The organism is Polynucleobacter sp. AP-Sanab-80-C2, from assembly GCF_035012965.1.
Lineage (GTDB): Bacteria > Pseudomonadota > Gammaproteobacteria > Burkholderiales > Burkholderiaceae > Polynucleobacter.
In genome coordinates this window covers 226,946-250,279 of the sequence record NZ_JAYGQS010000001.1, presented here as the reverse complement: position 1 = coordinate 250,279, position 23,334 = coordinate 226,946, and the positions used below count along the sequence as shown (strand labels likewise).

At 43.4% G+C, this 23,334-nt stretch carries 26 protein-coding genes; 17 read left to right on the top strand and 9 right to left on the bottom strand.

The features are described 5' to 3' along the window. Positions 1–4: 4 nt before the first annotated feature. The 9 genes from VC178_RS01295 to VC178_RS01255 all read left to right on the top strand — a co-directional run bounded on the left by VC178_RS01295 (position 5) and on the right by VC178_RS01255 (position 9,010). A complete protein-coding gene (locus VC178_RS01295; RefSeq protein WP_323481327.1) occupies positions 5–715 on the top strand; it encodes a sugar phosphate nucleotidyltransferase in 711 nt (236 codons plus the stop codon). Then, complete coding sequence (locus VC178_RS01290; protein ID WP_323481326.1) at positions 712–1,584, top strand: NAD-dependent epimerase/dehydratase family protein; 873 nt, start codon at positions 712–714, stop codon at positions 1,582–1,584. Before VC178_RS01295 ends, VC178_RS01290 begins: the two co-directional genes overlap by 4 nt. Then, positions 1,571–2,506, top strand: a complete 936-nt coding sequence (locus VC178_RS01285) for a glycosyltransferase family 2 protein (RefSeq protein WP_323481325.1) — start codon at positions 1,571–1,573, stop codon at positions 2,504–2,506. Before VC178_RS01290 ends, VC178_RS01285 begins: the two co-directional genes overlap by 14 nt. Before the next feature lie 4 nt (positions 2,507–2,510). After that, complete coding sequence (locus tag VC178_RS01280; RefSeq protein WP_323481324.1) at positions 2,511–3,197, top strand: class I SAM-dependent methyltransferase; 687 nt, start codon at positions 2,511–2,513, stop codon at positions 3,195–3,197. Between the two features lie 162 nt (positions 3,198–3,359). Next, the gene (locus VC178_RS01275) at positions 3,360–5,624 is read left to right on the top strand and encodes a hypothetical protein (protein ID WP_323481323.1); all 2,265 of its coding nucleotides are present in this window, start codon (positions 3,360–3,362) and stop codon (positions 5,622–5,624) included. A 41-nt stretch (positions 5,625–5,665) separates the two neighbouring features. Beyond that, positions 5,666–6,697: a GDP-mannose 4,6-dehydratase gene (locus VC178_RS01270; protein ID WP_323481322.1), complete on the top strand. Its 1,032-nt coding sequence runs from the start codon at positions 5,666–5,668 to the stop codon at positions 6,695–6,697. Positions 6,698–6,708: 11 nt separating this feature from the next. Then, positions 6,709–7,740 carry a dehydrogenase gene (locus VC178_RS01265; RefSeq protein WP_323481321.1) on the top strand — a complete coding sequence of 344 codons (1,032 nt, stop codon included), beginning with the start codon at positions 6,709–6,711 and terminating at the stop codon, positions 7,738–7,740. Then, positions 7,740–8,324 carry a D-sedoheptulose 7-phosphate isomerase gene (locus VC178_RS01260; protein ID WP_323481320.1) on the top strand — a complete coding sequence of 195 codons (585 nt, stop codon included), beginning with the start codon at positions 7,740–7,742 and terminating at the stop codon, positions 8,322–8,324. Before VC178_RS01265 ends, VC178_RS01260 begins: the two co-directional genes overlap by 1 nt. Continuing rightward, the gene (locus VC178_RS01255; RefSeq protein WP_323481319.1) at positions 8,324–9,010 is read left to right on the top strand and encodes a nucleotidyltransferase family protein; all 687 of its coding nucleotides are present in this window, start codon (positions 8,324–8,326) and stop codon (positions 9,008–9,010) included. Before VC178_RS01260 ends, VC178_RS01255 begins: the two co-directional genes overlap by 1 nt. Before the next feature lie 107 nt (positions 9,011–9,117). Here the strand turns inward: VC178_RS01255 and VC178_RS01250 are convergent, their stop codons facing one another. Then, entirely contained in the window at positions 9,118–10,026 is a 909-nt protein-coding gene (locus VC178_RS01250; RefSeq protein ID WP_323481318.1) for a site-specific integrase, read from the bottom strand. Between the two features lie 55 nt (positions 10,027–10,081). On the opposite strand from VC178_RS01250, the gene VC178_RS01245 reads away from it, so the two are divergent. Together VC178_RS01245 and VC178_RS01240 are read left to right on the top strand one after the other, a co-directional pair. After that, positions 10,082–10,324, top strand: a complete 243-nt coding sequence (locus VC178_RS01245; protein ID WP_323481317.1) for a helix-turn-helix transcriptional regulator — start codon at positions 10,082–10,084, stop codon at positions 10,322–10,324. 2 nt (positions 10,325–10,326) lie between these two features. Then, on the top strand, positions 10,327–11,196 hold the full coding sequence (locus VC178_RS01240) for a hypothetical protein (protein WP_323481316.1): 870 nt from the start codon (positions 10,327–10,329) through the stop codon (positions 11,194–11,196). A gap of 178 nt (positions 11,197–11,374) precedes the next feature. Here VC178_RS01240 and VC178_RS01235 read toward each other — a convergent pair whose 3' ends face one another. Continuing rightward, the gene (locus tag VC178_RS01235; RefSeq protein ID WP_323481315.1) at positions 11,375–12,403 is read right to left on the bottom strand and encodes an ionic transporter y4hA; all 1,029 of its coding nucleotides are present in this window, start codon (positions 12,401–12,403) and stop codon (positions 11,375–11,377) included. A gap of 139 nt (positions 12,404–12,542) precedes the next feature. Here VC178_RS01235 and VC178_RS01230 point away from each other — a divergent pair, with 139 nt between their 5' ends. Then, on the top strand, positions 12,543–12,905 hold the full coding sequence (locus VC178_RS01230) for a CbiX/SirB N-terminal domain-containing protein (RefSeq protein ID WP_323481314.1): 363 nt from the start codon (positions 12,543–12,545) through the stop codon (positions 12,903–12,905). On the opposite strand, the gene cobA is transcribed toward VC178_RS01230, so the two are convergent. From cobA to VC178_RS01215, 3 genes are read right to left on the bottom strand one after another with little or no spacing between them, the layout of a single operon-like run. Further along, on the bottom strand, positions 12,828–13,700 hold the full coding sequence (gene cobA, locus VC178_RS01225) for a uroporphyrinogen-III C-methyltransferase (protein ID WP_323481313.1): 873 nt from the start codon (positions 13,698–13,700) through the stop codon (positions 12,828–12,830). The genes VC178_RS01230 and cobA overlap by 78 nt on opposite strands. A gap of 14 nt (positions 13,701–13,714) precedes the next feature. After that, positions 13,715–14,296, bottom strand: coding sequence for a DUF934 domain-containing protein (locus VC178_RS01220; protein ID WP_323481312.1), 582 nt, complete (start codon positions 14,294–14,296; stop codon positions 13,715–13,717). Continuing rightward, positions 14,293–16,008 (bottom strand): nitrite/sulfite reductase, encoded by a 1,716-nt coding sequence (locus VC178_RS01215; protein ID WP_323481311.1) that lies wholly within the window; start codon positions 16,006–16,008, stop codon positions 14,293–14,295. Before VC178_RS01215 ends, VC178_RS01220 begins: the two co-directional genes overlap by 4 nt. 178 nt (positions 16,009–16,186) lie before the next feature. On the opposite strand from VC178_RS01215, the gene VC178_RS01210 reads away from it, so the two are divergent. The 4 genes from VC178_RS01210 (at position 16,187) to VC178_RS01195 (ending at position 19,714) form a co-directional block, all read left to right on the top strand. Beyond that, positions 16,187–17,476 carry a serine hydrolase domain-containing protein gene (locus VC178_RS01210; RefSeq protein ID WP_323481310.1) on the top strand — a complete coding sequence of 430 codons (1,290 nt, stop codon included), beginning with the start codon at positions 16,187–16,189 and terminating at the stop codon, positions 17,474–17,476. Positions 17,477–17,649: 173 nt separating this feature from the next. Next, a complete protein-coding gene (locus tag VC178_RS01205; protein ID WP_323481309.1) occupies positions 17,650–17,967 on the top strand; it encodes a hypothetical protein in 318 nt (105 codons plus the stop codon). A 79-nt stretch (positions 17,968–18,046) separates the two neighbouring features. Then, positions 18,047–18,526 carry a helix-turn-helix domain-containing protein gene (locus VC178_RS01200; RefSeq protein ID WP_323481308.1) on the top strand — a complete coding sequence of 160 codons (480 nt, stop codon included), beginning with the start codon at positions 18,047–18,049 and terminating at the stop codon, positions 18,524–18,526. A gap of 150 nt (positions 18,527–18,676) precedes the next feature. Then, on the top strand, positions 18,677–19,714 hold the full coding sequence (locus tag VC178_RS01195) for an STAS-like domain-containing protein (protein WP_323481307.1): 1,038 nt from the start codon (positions 18,677–18,679) through the stop codon (positions 19,712–19,714). A gap of 36 nt (positions 19,715–19,750) precedes the next feature. Here the strand turns inward: VC178_RS01195 and VC178_RS01190 are convergent, their stop codons facing one another. From VC178_RS01190 to VC178_RS01175, 4 genes are read right to left on the bottom strand one after another with little or no spacing between them, the layout of a single operon-like run. Further along, a complete protein-coding gene (locus tag VC178_RS01190) occupies positions 19,751–20,122 on the bottom strand; it encodes a hypothetical protein (RefSeq protein ID WP_323481306.1) in 372 nt (123 codons plus the stop codon). A 5-nt stretch (positions 20,123–20,127) separates the two neighbouring features. After that, entirely contained in the window at positions 20,128–20,361 is a 234-nt protein-coding gene (locus VC178_RS01185; RefSeq protein WP_323481305.1) for a hypothetical protein, read from the bottom strand. Positions 20,362–20,405: 44 nt separating this feature from the next. Further along, positions 20,406–21,317 (bottom strand): amidohydrolase family protein, encoded by a 912-nt coding sequence (locus VC178_RS01180; protein WP_323481304.1) that lies wholly within the window; start codon positions 21,315–21,317, stop codon positions 20,406–20,408. 29 nt (positions 21,318–21,346) lie between these two features. Next, positions 21,347–22,342, bottom strand: coding sequence for a tripartite tricarboxylate transporter substrate binding protein (locus VC178_RS01175; RefSeq protein ID WP_323481303.1), 996 nt, complete (start codon positions 22,340–22,342; stop codon positions 21,347–21,349). Positions 22,343–22,476: 134 nt separating this feature from the next. Here VC178_RS01175 and pcaD point away from each other — a divergent pair, with 134 nt between their 5' ends. Continuing rightward, entirely contained in the window at positions 22,477–23,292 is an 816-nt protein-coding gene (gene pcaD, locus VC178_RS01170) for a 3-oxoadipate enol-lactonase (protein WP_323481302.1), read from the top strand. The last annotated feature ends 42 nt before the right edge of the window (positions 23,293–23,334 follow it).

Here is a 23,334-nt window from a genome sequence, read left to right as displayed (position 1 = left end):
AATCATGAGGGCCATTATTCTTGCTGGCGGTAAGGGTACGCGCCTACGTCCTTACACATCGCTAATTCCAAAGCCACTGGTTCCGTTAGGTGGAAAGTATTCGATTTTGGAGATTATAATTCTTCAGCTTCGTAACAGTGGATTTACGCACATAACACTCGCAGTAAACCACCTCTCTCACTTAATCATGGCATATTTTGGCGATGGTGCCCGCCTCGGGGTTCGCATCGATTACTCGCTCGAAGAAGGGGAGCTTAGTACGATAGGCCCATTGACCTTGATCGATGATTTGCCTGAATCGTTCCTTGTTATGAACGGCGATATTCTTTGCGACCTTGACTATCGGGCTTTCTATGAGGCTCACCTAACTGCTGATAGTGTGATCTCAGTTTCAGCGTTCCAGAGGCGCGTCAAAATTGATTTTGGTGTGCTGAATTATGATGCCTCAGGACGGCTCGAAAGCTTCAAAGAAAAGCCCGAATATGATTTCGACGTTAGTATGGGTATCTATTGTATCAATCGTTCTGTAATCGAAGAATTGCCACGTGAAAAAAAATATGGTTTTGATAATTTAATGCTGGATAGTCTGGCTGCTAATCGACGCGTAGAGATCTGTCCATTTAATGGTTACTGGTTGGATATTGGTCGTCCAGATGATTACGAATATGCTGACGAAAATTTTAATGAGCTCACTCAGCGTCTTGGGATCGAATGAGTAGGAGAGTTCTTATTACTGGCGCCACTGGTGTCTTGGGAAGGGCGATAATTACACGCTTGAGTTCAAACCCTAGAGGTGACCTAGTTATTTATTCACCCGGTCGTAGAGATGAATTGGATCCATTGGATCTGCGATATTGCGAGCAGATTTTTGACGCTATCATTCGTACTAAGCCGGACTTAATTATTCATCTTGCCGCGACGTTTTCAAGTGATTTTGATGAGGCTTTTACAGTCAATGTGAATTCAGCTTGGCACATACTTAAAACGATTGAGGAGTTATCCCTTTCTACGCGCGTCCTGCTGATTGGCTCAGCCGCAGAATATGGGGTGGTATCGGCAGATGAGAATCCGATAATGGAGAGTCGATCATTGCGGCCGGTATCAATATATGGTTTAACCAAGGCTTGGCAGACCGACCTTGGTTATTTGTATGCAACGCGCGGTGTCAATGTAGTTATGGCGCGAATATTTAATCTGATTGGGCCTCACCTATCGGAGCGACTATTCATAGGGCGTTTGCACAGACAAATCAAAGAGTTGCTTAGTGGAGATAGGAAAAAAATCGAAGTTGGACCACTCTCTGCTGTAAGAGATTACATTTCAGTAAATGATGCAGTTACGCAATTACTGGCTATTGCTGATTATGGTGAAGCCGGTGAGGTTTATCATGTCGCTAGTGGAGAGCCAATCACAATGCGCGATCTATTAGCTCAAGAGCTAGCGGCTCATGGGTTAGAGGATTCAATCGTTATAGAAGGGGTTGGTTTATCGAATCGGCAAGGTTACGATGTACCATCGATTTATGCGGAAATGAGCAAGACTATGTCGCTATTGAAGAAATGGGGCTGCCATGTCACAAATTAAACTAACTGTAATTGCCCCTGTTTTTAATGAAGAACAAGTCATTGAGGCTTTTCATGCGCGTTTAAGCGAGGTGTTGGCGTCTCTCGATGGTATTGATGCTAATGTCATCTATGTTGTTGACCGATGCACTGACAATACGCTTGCGATTTTACGAGTACTCGCAAAGCGAGATAGCATTACCAGAGTCATAGCATTGTCATCACGCTTTGGGCACCAAATGTCATTGGTTGCGGGAATTGATAATGCCCTTGATTCTGATGCGATTATTATGATGGACTGCGACTTGCAGCATCCCCCTGAGCTAATACCGGATCTGATTAATATCTTCCGCAATGGATTTGACGTGGTGTATACGGTTCGCAAAGATACTGAGGAAATCAACCCTTTTCGCCGGATGGCAGGCAATCTCTTTTATAAGCTAATTACAAAACTATCTCATATCCCGATGCATTCAAATGTAGCCGATTTTCGTCTAATCTCAGGTCGAGTGGCTAAAATTTTATCGACAGACTTCAGCGAGCGTAACATGTTTCTTCGGGGTATTTTTAGTTGGATTGGTTTTCGTCAGGCAGGCATCGAATATGTTGCTCATAAGCGCGCTGGCGGTCGTTCAAAGTATTCACTCTCAAGGGTATTGCAACTGGCTACGGCTGGCGTTCTTTCGTTCAGCACGAAACCCTTGCGGTTAGGTATTTTCATGGGTTGTATCTTTTCTTTATTTGCATTCATTTTGTCAATTTGGATGATTGCTGAGTTTTTCTTTGATAGTACGATTCCAAGCGGATGGACAACTCTGGTGGTTCTTCTCTTAATGTTTAGTGGAATTCAGTTGATTGTTCTCGGAATTATTGGTGCCTATATCGGCGGTATCTTTGATGAAGTGAAAAACCGTCCCCGTTACATTATTGATGAGCAGATTTAAAGATATGAATAAATCTAAGGTTGATTTCGATGAGTTTACGGACAATTACAATAGCTTACTTCGTGATAGCACTGGGTTTTTTACTGAGAGCGAGGCTTACTTCGCAAGGTATAAGGTGGATATCCTTCGCCGGGAGGTTTCCTCAAATGCTAAGCGGGTCCTAGAGTATGGTTGTGGGATTGGGCGTAATATTCCATTTCTCCGGGCAGCATTCCCCGAGGCTAAGATTACTGGTACTGACATCTCGAATGCCAGTCTTGATATTGCCCGTCAGGAGAACCCTGGCGTCGAATTTTTCACTGAGTATTCAGAAAGTAGTATTTTGGGTTTATATGACGTTATTTTCATTGCAGGTGTTTTTCACCATATACCGCCAGTCGAGCGAGCTAGAGTAATGAAGATGCTGTATCAACGACTTGCTCCAGGGGGAACGATCCTAATCTTCGAGCATAATCCATACAATCCTGTGACCAGAAAGATTGTAAATGACTGTCCATATGATAAGGATGCAGTTCTCCTTAAGCCATCAAATCTCAAAAATATACTCGTTAATGCTGGCTTTTCAGTATCTAATTACTCCTACTGTTTATTTGTGCCCCCATCTTTTTCGTTGCTATTACCGCTTGAGACTAAGCTTGGCTGGCTGCCATTAGGTGGACAGTATTGGGTAAAAGCTAATCATGCGCGCTAACTATTGTCTGCCTATAGTATGTTTATGATTTTAAGTATTGAATTTTCTCTTGCTGGTGTTAATTAAACCAGCATCTTTGGCCGGACTTAATTTTTTTATTTTTTGAAATGAATGCGAAAACTACATAGTTCCATAAAGCAGATATTCATTGTCGGGCCTCTGTTGGGTTTAGTTTGGCTAATATTTTTATCGAGCGCAATTAATAGCGATAGAATATTCTCGCTTTATGAGGATAATGAATTTCTACTTGGTCCAATTTTCTCAGCTACCTCAAAAATTCTTAGGTCTGGCCTCATTCCACTTCGGCTAGATGCAATACTTGGCGGTTTCCCCTTGTATAACTTTACGCAAATATCGGTATTCTATCCGTTTTATGGACTTTTTCTTGATTCGTTTGATGGTTTTATATCAACCTTAAGGGCGTTGCACAACATTACACTATTTCATTTGTTTTTAATGCTGGTGAATATGTGCTATTTACTTCGCACAATGGGGGCTACGATTCTAGCGGCCATTGCAGGCGCTGTTTTTTTTACATTTTCTGCAGATATGTATTCCTATGCATTATGGGTCAATATAACGGCACCTTATGCATGGTTGCCCCTTTACGTGGCGGGTTTACTTGGCATCCTGAAGGGCAAGGAAATCGTAAAGAACGAATTGCTTGCATTACTATCGATTTGCATGCTTATAGCTGCATCCCCATCACAACCGCTTATTCAAGCTTTTTGTCTAACGGGATTCTTGACGATAGGATACGTTGCAAATAATATTAAGGCTGGACATGGTAATGAAGTTGCAATTTCACTGATACGTTTATTAAGTATCGCAAGCATTTGTGCGTTAGTGTGTGCGCCTATTTTAATTCCTCCTGTAATAGAGGCTGAAAAGCTAATTCGTTGGATCGGCAATTATCCTGCGATCCTTCTAAATCAGCGCATTCCATTTGAAGCATTTGTGCACTATAAGTTCCCTATTCAGGACTTTTGGCGCATCTTTTTTTATAAATCTGGTGCAATGGTTGGTAACCCCTACGTTGGTTTCTTTGCTGTTCCGCTGATTGCTTTTGCTTTCCTAAGGAATATTTCTTGGGTTTTAATTGTTTTGAGTGTTGTGGCAAGTTATGCTTTACTTTCTTCTTTTGGCGATGATCTTGGTTTTGCTTATCTAAATCATCAAATACCGCTCGTCAATAAAATTCGCGAGCCAACGCGAAACCTTGCCCTATTTCAATTTTGTATTGCCATTCTTATGGCGCTTGGTCTTTCTAACTTAAATATTGTTTATCGCAAGGGTCAGAAACTTGGCTTAAAAGGATTGGGTTTGCTGCTCCTTTCCGCAATAATTATCTCGCTTGCATTTTTATATGGGTTTCTAAGATTCAAAGAGGGCGCATATGTCACCAATGTTTTTGGTGGATATCAATATAAACTGGACAGTACAGATTGCATTTTATTTTTTGTTTGCTTAGGTCTAATTGTAGGAACGGCTTTAGCCTTCATATTCCAGTTAGTCGCACTTAAGCGTTTGGTGTTTTTTTTCTGGTTAGTTGGATCTGTCGTTGGATTATTTGTAACCGTTTCGTGGCAACCCCCACTCAGGCTTACTGATAGTATTTATGTTCAAAAAAATCTCGCAACACTTGAAATGGCGATCCTTGATATACGTCAACGAGATAAGCATTCAGAGTACAGGCTTATTTTTGATGGCAATATAGACAAAGGGCAGGCTGCAATGCTTGCTGCTTATCATGGGGTGCGAAGCTTCACTTACTATATAAATCCAGCGCCGATTAAACAGGCTGTTGACTTTGAATGGCATGGTTACAATCATTTCTTTTCTTATCAAGGGGCCGGCTATTTAATTTGTAGGCAGTGTGATATTGGACAGTATCCTAATTTCAACCTACTAAACGCCTATGGTGAATATAAGATTTATAGAAATGAGGCTGCTTACCCCCGCATTTATGCGGCACCTATCGTGGGAAGTTATTCCGATACTAAAGATTTTATTGAGAAGGTGCAAACTAATAATACTAGCAATAATCGACAAGCCTACGTTAGGTCGCCTACCTCAAACCATATAATCTTTAAAGAAAAAAAATTGAGCGACTGCAATATCAAGGAGCTTTCCAGAAGTTACAATAAATATAATTTATTAGTAGATTGCGCGCCTGGAGCTGCTATCATTTTAAATGAATATAATGATGGGAATTGGGAATCATACATTAATGGGCGCCCTACTGAAATCCTCCAAGTAAACGGCACCCAAAATGGAGTAGTTTCAGTTGGCGGTACCCAATTAATTACATTTGAGTACCGCCCAAAGATCTTGTATCGCTCTATATATTTGAGCGTCTTGGGCGTATTGTGTTTTCTGCTCTTTATTTTTGTTGAGATAAATTGTGGAAGAAAGAGGTTACGGTAGTTTATCTACCTATCGAGCTTGACTCTTCTTTGGAATTTATTATGGCAAAAAAAATATTAATTACTGGGTTCACGGGACAGGTAGGATCACAGTTAGTTGATTTTGTACTTGAAAACACTAATTACGATGTTATTGGCATGATGCGCTGGCAAGAGTCGATGGACAATCTTTACCACTTAACAGATCGAATAAATCGGAAAGATCGCATCGATCTATTTTACGCAGATCTTAATGACTACTCGGCCCTTGCACGGATGCTTAAATCTGTCCGGCCGAATTACATTTCGCATTTAGCCGCTCAGTCTTACCCAAAAACCTCGTTCGACATTCCCATCGAGACTCTTCAAACTAATATTATCGGAACCGCCAATTTATTGGAGGCCATTCGTCAGCAAAAGGAACTGGATGGCTACGACCCTGTTGTGCATGTTTGCTCTTCGAGCGAAGTTTATGGCAAAGCAAATCCAGGTCAGTTGCTGGGGGAGGACACTCCATTTCACGGAGCGAGTCCTTATAGTATCAGCAAGATTGGAACGGATTATCTAGGTCGTTTTTATGGCGAAGCCTATAGCATACGGACATTGATTACGAGAATGGGTACGCACTCCGGGCCAAAAAGAAGCGATGTGTTTTTTGAGAGCACAGTGGCTAAGCAAATTGCATTGATTGAGGCCGGATTCCAAGAACCCATTCTAAAAGTGGGAAATTTGGCAAGTGCGCGTACGTTTCAGGATACGCGTGATGTAGTTAGAGCCTATTTTCTTTTGATGGAAGAGAGTGCCAAGGGCAATATTAAGTGCGGAGATTATTTCAATATAGCAGGCGAAGAAGCATTTCAGTTGCCAGAAGTGATTAAAATCCTGCTGGGTATGAGCACTAGGGATGACATAAAGGTAGTTACAGATGTTGAGAGACTTCGGCCGATTGATGCTGACTACCAGATGTTCGACAATACTAAAATTCGCTCCGTTATCAATTGGAAGCCAGAAATCCCGGTTATACAGATGTTTGAAGATTTATTGAATCATTGGCGCGAAGAAATTGCTAAGGGCAAGATCCCTCTTAACCGCTAAGGTATGCAGAAATGACAATAACTGTAAAAGCGCGCGCCCCGCTTCGTCTTGGATTGGCTGGCGGCGGAACTGATGTCTCACCCTATTGTGATAAGTATGGAGGTTATGTGCTTAATGCAACGATTGACCGATATGCATATGCAGTAATTGAGACTTTAGATTCAGAGAAAATTTTTTTTTCCGCTACTGATCTTCTGACTGAAGTAACAATGTCTTCAAAAGAACATTTAGTTATCGAAGGCGATTTGATGCTCCACAAGGCCGTCTATAAACATATGGTGCAGCATTTCAACGGTGGCAAGGCTATCCCGCTTAAGCTCACCACTTTCTGTGATGCACCGGCTGGGTCCGGCTTGGGTTCGTCGTCCACTTTGGTCGTGACAATGATCCGGGCATTTGTAGAGCTTCTGAATCTGCCAATGGACGACTATGCAATGGCGCAGTTAGCTTATAAAATTGAGCGAATTGATTGCGGTTTACAGGGCGGGCGCCAGGACCAGTATTCTGCGACCTTTGGCGGATTTAATTTCATGGAATTTTATGAAAACGAGCGCGCTATTATCAACCCTTTGCGGATAAAGAATTGGATACTTTGTGAACTAGAGGCTTCCTTGGTGCTGTTCTTTATGGGTATCTCACGAGAATCCGCTAGGATTATTATCGATCAGAGTAATAGCTTGAAAGCTGGATCTACGGGTGCGCTAGCAGCCATGCATGGTATTAAGCATGAGGCACTGGTAATGAAGGAGGCATTGCTGCGGGGCGACTTTAGCGGCTTTGTTGATTCGATGAGGCTGGGTTGGGAAAGTAAAAAGCTCTCGGCCAAAACTGTGTCTAACCCGCACATCGATGAAATTTACGATACTGCGATCAATGCTGGGGCGTTAGCCGGCAAAGTTTCTGGTGCTGGTGGTGGTGGCTTTATGCTGTTCTTTGTCTCCACAGCGAGGCGGATGGAGCTAATACATACGCTTAACACCTTTCCTGGGCAGGTGAGTAACTGCCATTTCACTAAAAGTGGAACTCAAGCCTGGAGGGTTTAATGCACGACTATATTGCTGCTCAAATTACCGAGACCCAGCGGGTCATGGCCACTATGCTGACAGATTCTAATTTACAAAATCGGATTGTTGCCGCAGCAAAAGCTTGCATCAATTGTTTTAAAAACGACGGTAAGTTGTTATTGGCTGGCAATGGCGGTAGCGCTGCTGATGCTCAGCATATTGCAGGAGAGTTTGTGAGTCGCTTTGCTTTTGATCGGACAGGTTTGCCGGCCATAGCACTTACTACGGATACCTCTATCCTAACTGCTATTGGTAATGAATATGGCTATGAAAAGCTTTTTGCAAGACAAGTGCAGGCCTTAGGCAATAGGGGTGATGTATTTATTGGCTATTCAACCTCAGGAAAATCTCCCAACATTTTAAAGGCGCTCGCTGAAGCGCAAGCTAAAGGTTTATTTTGTATTGGGCTCATGGGCAATCGGGGTGGACCCATGCGGGAACTGTGCAATCTTTCACTTGAGGTCCCTTCTGACGATACCCCGAAGATTCAAGAGGACCACCTAGTGCTAGGGCATATTTTATGTGGCCTGATTGAAAGTGCCATTTTTACAGCGCCACACTGATGGAGGCGATTGTTCTGGCAGGAGGCTTTGGAACCCGACTTAAGAGGGTGGTACCTGATTTACCAAAGCCCATGGCACCCATTGCAGGGCGTCCATTCTTAGAAATTTTACTTTCGACTTTGGCTCGAAAAGGCTTCTCCCGAGCCATTCTGTCATTGGGATTTATGGCTGACAAAATTATTGATCATTTCGGCGAGAGTTACCAGGGAATGGAGCTTACATATGAGGTTGAGAAACTACCACTGGGTACCGGGGGGGCGATACGTGCAGCGCTGACGCATTGCATCGATGATCATGCGTTTGTCTTTAATGGGGACACTTATCTTGACCTTGAGGTTAGTCAACTTGAGAATCTTTGGTTACGTAACCGAAGGCCAATAGTCGTGGTGCGAGAAGTTCTTGATGCCACTCGCTTTGGTCGAGTGGAAGTAAGTGACGGTTGGATTACTTCCTTTTTGGAAAAAGGATTGTCCGGCGCTGGATTAATCAACGCAGGCTGTTACGTATTGCCGCGGTTCGCACTAGATGCTTTTGCTTTGGGAGTAAATTTTTCTTTTGAGGCTGAATACCTCTCTAAAAATTTGATGCACACTTCCCTTCTTGGTTTTGAGACGCATGGGCATTTTATCGATATTGGAATACCTGAAGACTTTAGGCGTGCTCAGATTGAGTTAACGGGCCTATAGTCCAAATATGAATGCGAACCTTATTTTTTGGTTAAGAATGGAATAGTAATTTACACCCCCAGGTTAGCGTTATTTAAAAGAGATTCTCAAATGCTAGCTTTATCTAGTTAAATATATGCTCCCTCTAAATAACGCATAACCGTATCTGTTTTAGTCCACCTTCCCTTATTCATAATCATTGGCATACTAGCACCAGATTTCAATAGATCTTGGGCTGCTCCGACCCGCATCGAATGCCCGCTAATATGGTCAATTACTTCTTTGGGAAGGTTGGCATCCTTCGCTAATCTTTTATAAATGCGATTAATTTGACTGCACTTTAATTCGCAAGTGATATCTATCGCATTATTAATACCTCTAAATAGGTAACCATTATCTACTTTTGCTTGATTGATCCATGCAGTAATGGCATCAGCTGATCTTTCGGATGGCTGAATCCATCTGCCTTGCAATTCTTGATCGGTTTTGCTCTTGCGAAGGCGTATTTTCATTTGACCTTTATTGTCTAGTTCTTGTAGATGGATATCTGTCACCTTTAATGAGACTAGCTCACTTCTTCGGCACATGCTGTCATAAGCCAATAACAGAAGTGCTCTATCTCGGGTGCCCCTAAGGTTATTGGTGGTAGCCTCCAGCATCTTCTCCAAAATCGGTGCTGTTATTCCAAAAGCTTGTTGACTGTATCGACCTAGAGTTCGATGCATACGTCGCAATTCAATCTTCACCGTGGGATGCTGAGTGGGGTCGTCTAATAAGTTCAGTTTATGAATGCTAGAAATCGAGGCAACAATAATTCGGATGCTGGAAGACTTTAGCCCGCTTGCAGTCAACTTGGAAATATATAGTGCTACGTCCTCTGGGTCGGCAGCTAACGCGGACACTTTGTTTTCTTCGCAAAATTGAATAAATCGTTCAAAACTGGATTTGTAGGCACGTATAGTTGAAGGTGCATAGGCACCCTCGATTTTTTGAACTGTATTCGTAAGAATTTGTAGTGCGTCTAGCGTATTATTCATATAGCAATCCAACTATTAAACGATACTTATGGTATCATTATATAAACTTTTAGAATTGATTACAACTGAACAAATTAGAGCTGCTAGAGCATTGCTACGAATTTCAGTGGTTGATTTGTCTCGTTTGTCAGGAGTGGGTGTTGCGACAATAAAGAGAATTGAGGCTGGGTCAGGGATTCCTGCATCTCACGCTAGGACTTTAGATGAGATTTCAAGGGCCCTTGTTACTGCAGGCGTTGAATTCATCGGGGCTCCTGATGATCGCCCTGGTGTTCGGCTAAATAAACCTCAAAAGTAGCCATGGATGGGCAACCTAAATCCACAAGATCTGGTGGCCCTAAGACCATGGCTGGCAAAGCGATTGCCTCACAAAATTCCTTAAAGGCAGGTGTTTATGCCCAAGCAGATTTGCTGCCGCAGGATGATGTTCGCCAGTACGACGCCCTTAAGCAATTATTCATAGATGATCTCAAGCCTATTGGGATGGTCGAGTCAGAATTGGTCAAAATACTGGCGCAGATTTCTTGGAAGAGGCTTCGCCTGGAAAAAATAGAGGCCCGTGTTTTAGCAGGCTACCTTGCAAAGGTACCAATCTTGTCTGACCTGCAGAAGGCTGGTATCAATAACTATCCAGCCTCATCGGAGCCTTATGTAGCCAGCCCAGAGCTTATTCCTCGCTTAAACGCTAAAGAAAGTCGTCAGTCAATTTGGGCTCTAGAGGTATTTAGACGGCGCGGCCTACGTGAAGAGTTATTGAATGGGCTTGAGAAAAATTTTCCAGATGTCTATCAAAAACTAAAGCAGATTTTGAATGATATATCTGGAGAGAGCCTTTCTGACTTTGATATGGCACACTCTAGATATTATTGGGATGCTCCAAGCACTCCAATTGCCGATGCGGTTGAGAAATTAATTGCACATTATCAGGGTGAGGTCTGGGCAATCGAAAATTATGAGCGTTTACTGAAAGCTAAACAAGAAGTAAATGACAAGAGGTTGCTTAAATTTCTCAAAGAAAATTCTACGCAAAGGGCGCACGATGATTTAGACCGTGCTTATTCGCGGGCTTTGAAAGAGTTACGAGTGCAGCAAAATTGGCGTAAAAATCAGGGCGTGATCAAGGATGTTATTACCCCAATTAAGGCTATAACAAAGTCTAAAAAGAAGTAGCCTTTTTTTGAGTCAAAAATAGCTATTTACAAAACGAACTGGTTCTCAATTGGTCGCCCGCAAAGTCAGATTTGATTATTGGGCTTTCTCTATTTTTCGCTAGTTTATTGGCAAAAACAATGGGGATTTTTAGGGCAAAAATGACCCAAAGATAGGGTTGCTAATACCCCTTAGCACTCTAAGGCACCAAACTTAAGAATAAGTACTCAAAGAAGATGATTAGGTGAACCACACCTTGAAGTAGGGTGGTTCTACCAATGGCAAGGGTGAGTGCGCCGATGAAGAAGGTTAAATACATCAGCGTCATATTCAGGCTACTGATGCCTAAGCTCAGCGGTAGGTTGAAATAGATCGCAATCACTGTAATCACAGGTATAGACAGTCCAATGCTGGCTAGTGCTGAGCCTAGTGCTAAGTTCAGACTACTTTGCAAGCGATTGGCTTTTGTTGCTCTAACAGCCGCAAAGCCTTCTGGCAGTAAGACCAACATCGCAATCGCAATACCCACAATCGTCTTAGGCGCGCCAGCTGCATTGACTCCTGCCTCGATAGCTGGGCTGAGTAACTCTGCAAGACCTACGACAACAATGAGCGACAGAATAAGTAGTGCTACGCTAATCCCCGTCTTGATATTGCTTGGCTTAGGCGCATGAAAGTTAATATCGGTTTTCTTCTCCTCAGTTTTAGGGAGGTAGTAGTCCCGATGGCTTACTGTTTGAAAGAATAGAAACGCAGCATAGAGCGCAAAAGAGGCTATGCCAGCAAAGGCTAGCTGACTCTTGGTAAAGTCTGGCCCTGGTGTACTAGTAGTCACAATGGGCATGACCAGGATGAAAGTGGCTAATGCAGTTAGTACTGCTAAAGCAGAATTAGTGCCTTCATTGCGAAAAGACATTTCATGATGATGCAGGCCGCCAATAAAAATACATAGACCAATGACGCCGTTGATCACAATCATGACGGTGGCAAATACAGCATCACGAGCAATAAATTGAGAGCCCTCATGGCCAGAGAGCATCATGGAGATGATTAAAGAAACTTCAATAATGGTGACACTAATGGCAAGCACTAAAGCACCATAAGGTTCACCCGTTTTATGAGCCACGACTTCAGCATGATGAACAGCAGAAAGAACGCCACCAATGAGCATGACAGACATCAGTGCAATAAACCAAGTTTGACTGGCTAGGGAGTGAAGAAGTTCCATGAATGAGCCTATAGATACGCTTTTATAAAATTAAGGTTAAGCTTATGTATGAATAATCAGTGGCAAATCATTAGTAAATCAGTGTAAATAAGCAGGTGAATTGATTATCAAAGTTTCTCATTGGAGTTTATAGGTATTTATGAAGGCAATCATTCTTTTTGGCCATGGCGCTAGAGATGCTCGTTGGCGCGAGCCTTTTGACCGACTCGCTGATCTCTGGCGTGCGCAGCATGCAGGCACTCTAGTTGAGCTAGCCTTCTTAGAGATGATGCAACCCTCATTAGAGGAAGCGGTTACTTCATTAAGCACTAAGGGAGCTAACCAAATTCTGGTGGTGCCCGTCTTTTTTGGTCAAGGTGGCCATTTACGGAATGACTTCCCCGTACTGCTATCTGCTTGCCAGGAAAAATTTCCGAAAATTGTTTTAAGCGCGACGCCTGCCGTTGGTGAGGATCTTGCCGTTTTGCAAGCCATCATCGATTTCGGTGCTAGAGCTCTGTGATTCTGTAGTAGTCGATTGCTTGCTTCTTAAAGCTTCACCAACCATAATGAGTGCTGGTGAATTGCGATCAAACCAGTTATCCGCCTTACCTTGTGCAAGCGCGCCTAAATTGTTTTCCCATTGACGCTCTTTAGAAGTGCTGACAGCCTCTAAAATTTGTACAGGGGTATCTTCGGTGTGATTTTTACCTTGCGCAATGAGTTGCTGCGCAATCTTGGCAGCATCTTTTCGACCCATGTAGTACACCAAGGTATCAGCGCTTGGATTGGAGATGGGTTGGTTAGGGTTTACGTTTTCAGTGCCTTCTGAAGCTTGCGCTAATGTTATAAAAGCGACGCTTCTACTGACTCCTCGTAGAGTCAGGGATTGCTGAATGCTGGCAGCACCAGCAAGAGCAGCAGTAATGCCAGGCACTACTTCGACCTCAACTCCCGCTTGCTTGAGTGTGGTTAGCTCTTCATCGGCACGTCCAAAGAGCATCGGGTCACCGCCTTTAAGGCGAACCACGATTTGGTGCTTTTGAGCAGCATCTACTAAGCGCTTATTGATAAATTGTTGAGCGGAAGAGAGTTTACCGCAACGCTTACCAACGGCAATTTTTTCTGCTTGCGGGCAAAGATCAAGCATCTGAGCATCAACTAGAGCGTCATAGAACACAATATCCGCTTGCGCTAAAAGCTTTGCGCCCCGCACAGTAATTAGGTCTACAGCACCAGGACCCGCACCCACCAAATACACTTTCCCGGGCGTATTGGCATTCATTTGATCGCTTCTAAGGTTGTTAGGCTTTGTCATATGAATTCGCACTTTTAGGCACTCAACGTGGAGCGTGTAGTTCTTTGGCCACGCCAAGTGTTTTGAGTCGTTACAGAAAACAAATCAAACTGCTTTAGTGCTACATCGATTTTTTGGTCAGGGCGTAGTGCAAAGCTATCAAAACCAACACGGGCGCCTTGTAATAATTGGTCGATGAGAACATCGCCAATCGCACGAATCTCACCAGTCCATTGAAAGCGATCGCGCAAAAGAGCTGCAGTACTAAAACTTCTGCCATCCCTAAAGATGGGAAAGTGCGCTGCTACTAGAGACCATGCTTGCTTGCCTTGCTCAACTAGCTCGGCATGTTTCAGGATATCATCATCAGCTGCAAACCAAACGCCAATTTGGCCATTTTTTGTTTTGGTTTGGATATCAGCCTCATGGTGATGGCTTATCCACCAGGTAAATGGCACAAGTACTTTCTTTTTGCCGTGCTCAAGATCGGGTGGGCTGTCTTCGTGCTGGCTACCACTCCAAATCAGCCACTCATTAGCAGCTAAGCTAGGTTTACCATCTTTCGGAAAATGCAAAATTTGATCATGCGCTGCCATGATGTTCGTTGTCAGGCTCATGATGCATCTCCTGCTGACTCAACCTTTTCTTTCTTCTTAGCATTCTTATAAGCAGCCTCCTTAAAGGGGGTCACTCCGATTCTGCGATAGGCATCGATAAAGAACTCACCTTCACTGCGGTTATTGACGTAAGTACTAATGACATTAGTAATAACATCCGGAATCTCATCGGCATAGAAAGAAGGGCCAATCACTTTTCCAATGGCAGCATCATTGCCTTGCTCGCCACCCAAAGTAATTTGATACCACTCCTCACCATCCTTATCGATACCCAAAACACCAATATTGCCAACGTGGTGATGACCGCAAGAGTTAATGCAGCCAGAGATATTCAGACTGATATCACCGAGGTCAAATAAGTAGTCCAAATCATCAAAGCGTTCTTGAATAGCTTTAGCAATCGGGAGAGATTTAGCATTCGCCAAAGAACAGAAGTCACCGCCAGGACAAGCGATGATATCGGTGAGTAGACCTACGTTAGGTAATGCTACTTTTTGCTTTTTCGCTTCTTGCCACAAGTCATAAAGCTTATCTTGTTCTACATCAGCCAATACTAAGTTTTGTTCATGCGTTGCACGTAATTCACCAAAACTGTATTGATCGGCTAAATCGGCAATAGCCAACATTTGTGCGGTAGTAGCGTCACCAGGCGCAACAGTGCCATGGGGTTTGAGTGACAGAATCACGCTGGCATAGCCTGATACCTGGTGAGACTTTACATTTCGCTCTAACCATCTTGTAAATATGGTTTTGTCTGCATCATTAGCTAGGTTAATCACTTGCTCGATCGTAAGTGCCGGTAGGCTTTTGTAAGCTGGTTTTGTGAAATGTTTGGCAACCCGATCCCACTCGGCTTTAGTGAAATTGTCATCACCATTTTTGATATGGATCCATTCACCTTCAACTTGTCGAGCAAACTCTTCAGGACTTAAAGCCTTAACCAAGATCTTGATACGAGCCTTGTAAAGATTGTCTCTACGCCCAAAGCGGTTATAGACCCGCAAGAGGGCTGTGAGGTAGCTTGGTAGTAGCTGCCATGGCAAATCTGTTTTGATCAGTGAGCCTAAAATTGGTGTGCGACCCATACCGCCACCTGCATAGATATCTGCAGTCAGTTCACCATGATTGATGCTCGGACTTTTCTTGAGTTCAATACCAACATCATGACAAAGCAATATAGTACGATCTTCTTTTGCACCATTGATGGCAAATTTAAATTTGCGGGGGAGATGAGCAAATTCAGGATGTAGTGTTGACCACTGACGGAGTAATTCACATACAGGTCGTGTATCAACATACTCATCACCCGCGACGCCGGCAAACGCATCGCTCGTAATATTACGAATGCAGTTGCCTGAAGTTTGAATGGCATGCATTTCTACTTTGGCAAGCTCCGCCAAAATATCTGGCGTGTCTTCTAGTGTGACCCAGTTGAACTGAATATTTTGACGAGTCGTGAAATGGCCATAACCACGGTCATACTTTTGCGCAATGAGCGCCATGGTGCGCAATTGCTTTGAATTAAATAGACCGTAAGGAATTGCCACGCGCAACATATACGCATGGCGCTGATGGTACAAACCATTTTGCAGTCTTAGGGGGCGAAACTCTTCTTCGGCAAGACTGCCATCGAGTCTTCTGGCTACCTGGTCTCTAAATTGTGCAACCCGTTGATCTACAAGGGTTTGGTCAATGTGGTCATATTTATACATAGCCCACGATTGTCAGGGTTATTCTATATTCAGCCAAATACTTAAAAATTGATCTTATATAACTTATAGATATATAGGCTGGAAATAGACCCTGATCCCTAAAAGTCTGCTTCAATAGGCCTAAACCTTAAAAAAGAGGGCGCAAGCTAGGTCCCAAAACATCAAATACGGAGATAGCATGAAAAAATTCCAAGAAATTAGCTTGGCCACTGCCCTCAGCTTCGGACTAATGACGAGTGGGATAGGTTTTGCCGCAGATACCTCAAAAGCACCATTACCTCTCAGTAGCACTCCTGGCCAAGGATTTACCCAGGAAGGTCTCAAAAGAATTGATGCGTTCTTTGCCGATCAAATTGCTGCTAACAATATGCCCGGCGCCGTATTGGCGGTTGCCAAGAATGGCAAGTTAGTCATTTTCAAACCTTATGGATATTTGGATAAAGCCAACAACAAGCCTATGACAACGGATGCCATCTTTAATTTGGCATCGATGACTAAGGTGATGGCTGCCGTAGGCGGGCTCACTTTTTATGAAGAAGGGAAGTTGCCGCTCAATGCGCCGATCTCCAATTGGCTTCCCCAATTTAAAGACATGAAAGTAGGCAAGATTGATGCTGATGGTAATCTCACTACCGTGCCAGCAAAAAATCCCATTACTGTGCAAGATCTCATGCGCCATACCAATGGTCTCACTTATGGCGGTCGTGGTGCAACACCAGTTCATCAGTTTTATCCTGCAGGTTCAGCGCCCGCAGCCGTTCAATACAATGCGCAAGAATTTATTGATAAGTTAGCTAGTGCACCATTGCTATATGAGCCAGGCACTGCATGGGATTATGGTTTTGGTTTGGATGTGCTCGGCATCATTGAGGAAAAGATTGCCGGCAAACCTTTGGGCGCAGTCATGCAGGAGCGTATTTGGAATAAAGTTGGAATGCCGAATACCACTTTTGACTTGGCTGAAAAAGATCGTGCTCGCTTAGCGCAACCATTACTGATTGACCCGCTTACTGGTAAACCACAAAAGGTGGATATTCATACGCAGAAGGTCAAGTTTGATTGTGGCGGCTCTTGTGCCTATTCTACTGCTGGCGACTACATTCGTTTTGGTCAAATGCTGCTCAATGGCGGCAGTCTTGAAGGTAAGAAAGTATTGGGTCCGCAGACGGTGGCATTTATGACATCAAACCACTTAAATAAAGAGATTAAAAATAATGTCGGTGGTACTGAGCCAGGTCGCGTAGGTTATGGCTTCGGTTTGGGTGTAGCAGTTCGCACTGATAGAGGCTTGTCAGCGATTAACGGCAACGTTGGCGATTTCACCTGGAACGGCGCATACGGGACCATCTTTTGGGCAGACCCTAAAGAACAAATGGTGGTGGTCATGATGGGTGTAGCGCCAGGCGAAATCCGTAAGGTGCATCGCGAGCAATTGAATGCAGTGATTTATGGCGCATTGGAGAAGTAATGAAAAGTTATAAGAACAGCTACTAAACCTGACCACTCCATTTGAGTGGATATTCCCTTCTTTAAAATTAGCGCAAGCACTAAAAATGCTTGCGCTAATTTTTTTATCCAACACATTTACCTCTGGAGATCGATATGACATAACTTTTTAACAAGAATTTAAGGGAATTTGTTATGTCACGAACAGTTAGACGTAAAAATCAGCGGCATGAATATGTATGGGTTTTAAAAGATTGGGATTTATTTCTTAAAGGAGGTCCAAGTATTCGTCATGATCAACGCTCACCCGCTGGAAGAAAGGCGATTACGCTATTTCATTCTTATAAAGAAGTCACTATGGGCAGTAGCGCACCACGCTGGTATCGCAAGGTATTTGATCGGCGTCGACGCACCAGAAACGACAGAGTGATGAGGCAATGGCTCAGAAACCATGACTTTGATCCCGTCTTTGAAGCTAGCCACAAGCATGATGCCAATTGGTCTTGGTGGTGAGTGGGTATTTCATTGGTTTTTATAAAATATGTTTCTTATAGTATACAAATAATATAAATTGTATATAATAAGAAACATTATGATAGTAAAGATTAATCCACCCCCAGCCCAAGACTTGCCTTTGTTAGCCCGTTTAGGCGCTCAAATAACAGCTAGAAGAAAGGTTTTGAAGGTTCGCGCCCAGGTTTGTGCTGAAGTAGCCGGTATTTCAAGGGTGACATTACATCGCATTGAAAAAGGCGAGCCTACAGTGAGTATTGGGGCTTATTTACAGGTCTGCGAAGCCTTGGGTTTACATTTGGCTTTATTGCCTATAGCTGGTCAAAAGGCGGGTGCCAATTTACAGGGTCCCGAGGTACCCCATATCCGCATTAAAGACTACCCTCAATTGAAGGCGTTATGTTGGCAACTGAAAGACGATGGATACTTAACGGATGCGGAAGCATTGTCAATTTATGAGAGAAACAAGCGTTTTTTGGACTTGGATCATATAGAGGATCGCGAGCGAAAGTTGATGCAAAGACTTATAGACACAAGAGGAATGGAGCAATTATTTTGATGGTCAGGGACACGTCGTTTAGAGCTCTATACGTAGTCCATTAAAAATAATATTGACTTGGTATGGAGAGATATCTTTACAATTAATTTATTAAATTTTACAATTAGCAGGTGAATACTTTACAAATAATTTGAGAGATTTCCCGATCTAATGGCGCTTGCTAGAACAAAACGATCCGATGTTATTCGCCGCTTCCTGTTGAGTGGCATCAAGTCAAAGAATAGCAATATTCTTTCAGATGCCATGGAGGCCTTTGAGATTTCGCGACAGGCAGTACATGCCCATTTAAGCGCTTTAATACAGCAAGGCTATTTAGTTGCCGCAGGAAATACAAAGGGGCGCACCTATCAACTAGGTGTTAATCGAACTGAGTCTAGTATCTTTGCGCTTAAAAATTTACAAGAGTCAGATGTTTATTACAACAATTTTGGATCAATCTTTGCCGATTTGCCTCGTGAAATCGAAAGCATTTGTCATTATGGTTTTACGGAGATGCTAAATAATGCTATTGACCATTCCCTTGGGGCCGAGGTATTCATCAGCGTTGAGCGCACTGCAGAAAAAATTGCCATTACTATTATGGATGATGGTGAGGGAATTTTTAACCACATTGCCCGTTTGATGAATTTGCAAGATCCAAGGGAGTCAATATTGGAGTTAAGCAAAGGAAAGCTTACAACCGATCCTGATAACCATACTGGCCAGGGTATTTTTTTTACCTCGCGAGCTTTTGACGAATTTTTTATCCTATCGGGAGATCTGGCGTTCTCGCATGTAGATGAGTATGAGGATGATTTTTTGCTTCATAGAGAAAGGGATCAAAAGGGTACAAAGATCTATATGGAAATTTTTCTAAATACCAATCGAGTATTAAAGGCTGTTTTTGATGAATATACTGGCAATGAAGAGCAAGACTACGCATTTAATAAAACGGTAGTACCAGTAAAATTAGCCCTATACGAAGGTGAGAGATTGGTGTCGCGTTCGCAGGCTAAAAGAATATTAAATCGTATTGAAAAATTTGAAACAGTTCTTTTAGACTTTAAAGGCGTTGACATGATTGGCCAAGCTTTTGCCGATGAGGTATTTAGAGTGTTTGTAAAGCGCAATCCTCAAACTTTGATACATGCTATTAATCAGAATGTAGATGTAGATAAAATGATTAAAGCTGCAAAATCTGGGGGGTAATTTGGCTTCACCAGCCGATTTCACCAACAGCGGTTATTAAAGCCCGAGTTCCCGATAGTGTCTATATAAGTTAGCAATTGACGCAAATCCTAAGGTCACAATCAGTATTGCAAATAGGTATTCAGTAGTGAGGTAGTTAAAGACCTTGAGTTGGATGATGATCGCAGCTGCTATAAAAGCACCAATCGATCCAAACGCTACCAGTTTGAAATTGGGTATAAATGCACCCAAGGTGATTGCAATAAATACTAAGTAGAGCTCTGAAACCAATTGGTCCGCAGTCACAAAAATAGCATTGGTTAATTCTGGGTTGGTAAATTTTCCCAATACAGCAATAGCTAAAATGCTAGCCAAGATCGCAAAGTTCAACTTTGCTTTGGATAGAATAGCTTTAAGTTGATCGTTCATATTGCTTAGGCTAATGGAGCGCCGTTGCCATTAAAGACCAAGCTCATTCCTAGCCATAAAAGCACAAAGGCAACGAGCACAGTAAAGCCAATTTTCTTGAGGAAATATTCCAGGCTATCCATATAAGCTTCATGATTACGACCAAACCATTGATCAAAGCGCTTCCAAACTAGGCGACCTACCAATAGGGGTAACAACATTGCAACAATGCCTAAGATGACGGTAAGAGTGGTATCCATATAAAACTTCTTTCTACTGTATTTACTCTGTTTTGCTGGCTTATTTACAAATTGATTGCCGGAAAGTCATACAGGATACAGGGGTTATCGACCAGGATCGATTTTCTTAAGCTTGGGTCTGTAACCCAATCGCTAAATAGGTCGCAAAGGTCTACATCATGCGGCATTTGCTTTTTGACCATTACATGGGGCCAATCGCTACCCCAGATCAGTCGCTTGGGATTTGCGTCTATCACTGCATCATTAAAAGGGCGCATATCGGCATAAGGAAGATTACCATCGCAAATGCGGTAAGGGCCTGTCATTTTGACCCAAGCCTGTTGGTTTTTAAGTAACTCTAATAAGCCCTGAAATCCTGGATCCTGAATTCCATATTTTGCATGGCTATAGCCAAAGTGACCAAACACTAAATCTACTGGAAAGTTTTCAAAAGCCTGAGCTAAGTCTGGACACCCATTGACATGCATGAGGAGTTCAATATGCCAACCAAATGGTTTGATGCGCTCTGCTAAAGCTTTTAGATTTTGCATTGGTAAACCAGCAGACTTATCGGCTACATCCACAATATTGCAACGAATTCCCCGAACACCAGCTGCATGCAGTTGTTCTAACTCTTGATCGCCAATTTCATTTACGTTGTTTGAAACAACGGCCACACCACGAAACTTTACGGGTTGCGCCTTAAGCGCTGCTAACATCGCACGATTATCAGAGCCATACACGCTCGGTTGCACTAGCACTGCTCGATCTACACCAAGCATGTGCAGTAAAGATTGGTAGTTCTCTACAGTGGCATCTGGCGGCGTATAGATGCGCTCTTGCGCATAGGGAAATTGAGTTGCGGGGCCACAGATGTGGGCATGACAATCAACCGCCCCAGTCGGAAACGTAATCTTTGGTGATCGTATTTCTGGATCAGGGGCTTGGCACAGAGGCGCTGAAGGATGATTGGTCAATTGCTTTACCGCTTTTTTACTGCGTTACTTTATTGCGGTTCGATGTTCGCATCTTTAGCAATTTTTTGATACTTCGCCATTTCTTCACGAACAAATTTGCCAAATTCAGTTGGGCTCATCGGTGTTGCTTTGATTCCTTTGGTTTCATAAGCAGCTTTCACTTCAGGATCTTGCATTGATTGATTGATGTCGGTATTCATCTTTTTAACTACTGCAGCTGGAGTGCCCGCAGGTGCCCAAACACCAAACCAAAGACCAATTTCAAAATTGGGATAGCCTTGTTCAGCGATACTCGCAATTTCAGGAACTGCCGCATTACGAGTTTTGCTAGTGACTCCTAATGCGCGTAACTTGCCGCCTTTGAGTTGCCCAATTGCGGTGTCAAGCGGTGCCATATAAAAAGCGGTACGACCTGACATTGTGTCGGAGATGGCTTCTGGTGATCCCTTGTATGGAACATGGATTAATTTGATACCCATCATTTGATTGAAATACTCAGCAGCTAGGTGGGATGAGCTGCCAACGCCTGCAGAGGCGAAGGTAATTTCACCGGGTTTAGATTTTGTAGCGATCACTAAATCACGAATGGTCTGATAGGGTCCATCTATGGCGGTGATCATTACATAGGGCGTTTGTCCAAGAATCGCCACATCAATCAAACTCTTGAGTGGGTCATAAGGTAATTTTTTATAGATGGCTGGGTTGGCTGCATAGGATGCTGATTGAACGAGTAGGGAGTAACCATCTGGATCGGCATTGACAACAACTCCTGTCCCGATCAATCCGCCAGCGCCAGGGCGGTTTTCAATAATGACAGGTTGCTTCCAAGTCTCCGTCAGGCTTTTAGCAACCAGTCGTCCAGCAATGTCAGCCCCAGAGCCAGTAGTCAAAGGCACGATCATCTTGACAGTGCGATTGGGGTAGCTTTGGGCATTGGCTATGGCTGCAGATACGGAAAGGCTCAGTATCAGAGTGAGTTTGCCAAGCATGCGGGTGCGCTTGCCCTGAATTTGTGATGTCAACATCGTGTCTCCTATGACTTTTATGGCGTCGTTTTTTAGTGGCGTCTAAATACCTTCTAGGGTATTTCATTGGATAATCTAACACGGTCTCAAAAATAGATAAATAGAGGCCGGTAGATCCAAAAAGGCGGAGACAGATGACCCAATTGCAAGACACCAAAACCGTTAACGTCAATGGCGTTGATATTGCCTATCGATTTGATGGTCCCCAAGATGGCCGAGTACTGTTAGTGGCCAATAGTTTGATGGCCAACGGCAGTATGTGGGATTGGAATGTGCCTGCTCTTGCTGACCGTTACCGCGTGCTGCGTTACGACAAAAGAGGGCATGGCAAGTCTGGAGTTGTGCCTGGCCCATACAGCATTGCGCAATTAGCTGATGATGCTGTTGGTTTATTGGATGCATTGAAAATTGAGAAGGTGCATTTCATGGGCCTATCGATTGGCGGAATGATTGGTCAGCAATTAGGCGCTCGTTATCCTGAGCGCATTCTTTCACTTTCACTTTGTAATACCGCCAGTGAAATGCCACCCCGCAGTTTGTGGGAAGACCGTTTTCAAACCGCCTGCTCACAAGGTCTTGCTGGTTTAGTAGACGGCACGATTGGCCGCTGGTTCACAGCGCCATTTGTAGAACGTGCTCCACAAGATATTGAAAAAGTACGCCAGATGATTTTGGCTACTAATGTGGAAGGCTATATCGGTTGCGGAAGTGCGGTGCGCGATATGGCGCAAAGCACGATGTTGCTGAAGATCAAGGCGCCAACGCTGGTTCTATCTGGGCGTCATGACCCTGCTTGTACCGTAGATCAAGGTATTGTGCTTAATCGCCTGATCGATGGATCGCAGATGGTTATTATTGAAGACGCAGCCCATTTATCGAACATTGAGCAGCCTGCTCTATTTAATCAAGCGGTGCGAGAGTTTATTGATTCGGTAGACAGCCATCTTTAAGTTTTGAAGATGCTAAAGATATATTTCTTATTTTGTATTGAT

Excerpts from the sequence above, each read along its gene's own strand:
- VC178_RS01265 (WP_323481321.1), top strand. The coding sequence starts at position 6,709 with ATGACAATAACTGTAAAAGCGCGCGCCCCGCTTCGTCTTGGATTGGCT.
- VC178_RS01290 (WP_323481326.1), top strand. The coding sequence starts at position 712 with ATGAGTAGGAGAGTTCTTATTACTGGCGCCACTGGTGTCTTGGGAAGG.
- pcaD (WP_323481302.1), top strand. The coding sequence starts at position 22,477 with ATGACCCAATTGCAAGACACCAAAACCGTTAACGTCAATGGCGTTGAT.
- VC178_RS01215 (WP_323481311.1), bottom strand. The coding sequence starts at position 16,008 with ATGTATAAATATGACCACATTGACCAAACCCTTGTAGATCAACGGGTT.
- VC178_RS01285 (WP_323481325.1), top strand. The coding sequence starts at position 1,571 with ATGTCACAAATTAAACTAACTGTAATTGCCCCTGTTTTTAATGAAGAA.
- VC178_RS01190 (WP_323481306.1), bottom strand. The coding sequence starts at position 20,122 with ATGAACGATCAACTTAAAGCTATTCTATCCAAAGCAAAGTTGAACTTT.
- VC178_RS01220 (WP_323481312.1), bottom strand. The coding sequence starts at position 14,296 with ATGAGCCTGACAACGAACATCATGGCAGCGCATGATCAAATTTTGCAT.
- VC178_RS01200 (WP_323481308.1), top strand. The coding sequence starts at position 18,047 with ATGATAGTAAAGATTAATCCACCCCCAGCCCAAGACTTGCCTTTGTTA.
- cobA (WP_323481313.1), bottom strand. The coding sequence starts at position 13,700 with ATGACAAAGCCTAACAACCTTAGAAGCGATCAAATGAATGCCAATACG.
- VC178_RS01260 (WP_323481320.1), top strand. The coding sequence starts at position 7,740 with ATGCACGACTATATTGCTGCTCAAATTACCGAGACCCAGCGGGTCATG.
- VC178_RS01230 (WP_323481314.1), top strand. The coding sequence starts at position 12,543 with ATGAAGGCAATCATTCTTTTTGGCCATGGCGCTAGAGATGCTCGTTGG.
- VC178_RS01205 (WP_323481309.1), top strand. The coding sequence starts at position 17,650 with ATGTCACGAACAGTTAGACGTAAAAATCAGCGGCATGAATATGTATGG.
- VC178_RS01235 (WP_323481315.1), bottom strand. The coding sequence starts at position 12,403 with ATGGAACTTCTTCACTCCCTAGCCAGTCAAACTTGGTTTATTGCACTG.
- VC178_RS01195 (WP_323481307.1), top strand. The coding sequence starts at position 18,677 with ATGGCGCTTGCTAGAACAAAACGATCCGATGTTATTCGCCGCTTCCTG.
- VC178_RS01270 (WP_323481322.1), top strand. The coding sequence starts at position 5,666 with ATGGCAAAAAAAATATTAATTACTGGGTTCACGGGACAGGTAGGATCA.
- VC178_RS01280 (WP_323481324.1), top strand. The coding sequence starts at position 2,511 with ATGAATAAATCTAAGGTTGATTTCGATGAGTTTACGGACAATTACAAT.
- VC178_RS01240 (WP_323481316.1), top strand. The coding sequence starts at position 10,327 with ATGGATGGGCAACCTAAATCCACAAGATCTGGTGGCCCTAAGACCATG.
- VC178_RS01250 (WP_323481318.1), bottom strand. The coding sequence starts at position 10,026 with ATGAATAATACGCTAGACGCACTACAAATTCTTACGAATACAGTTCAA.
- VC178_RS01185 (WP_323481305.1), bottom strand. The coding sequence starts at position 20,361 with ATGGATACCACTCTTACCGTCATCTTAGGCATTGTTGCAATGTTGTTA.
- VC178_RS01175 (WP_323481303.1), bottom strand. The coding sequence starts at position 22,342 with ATGTTGACATCACAAATTCAGGGCAAGCGCACCCGCATGCTTGGCAAA.
- VC178_RS01295 (WP_323481327.1), top strand. The coding sequence starts at position 5 with ATGAGGGCCATTATTCTTGCTGGCGGTAAGGGTACGCGCCTACGTCCT.
- VC178_RS01255 (WP_323481319.1), top strand. The coding sequence starts at position 8,324 with ATGGAGGCGATTGTTCTGGCAGGAGGCTTTGGAACCCGACTTAAGAGG.
- VC178_RS01210 (WP_323481310.1), top strand. The coding sequence starts at position 16,187 with ATGAAAAAATTCCAAGAAATTAGCTTGGCCACTGCCCTCAGCTTCGGA.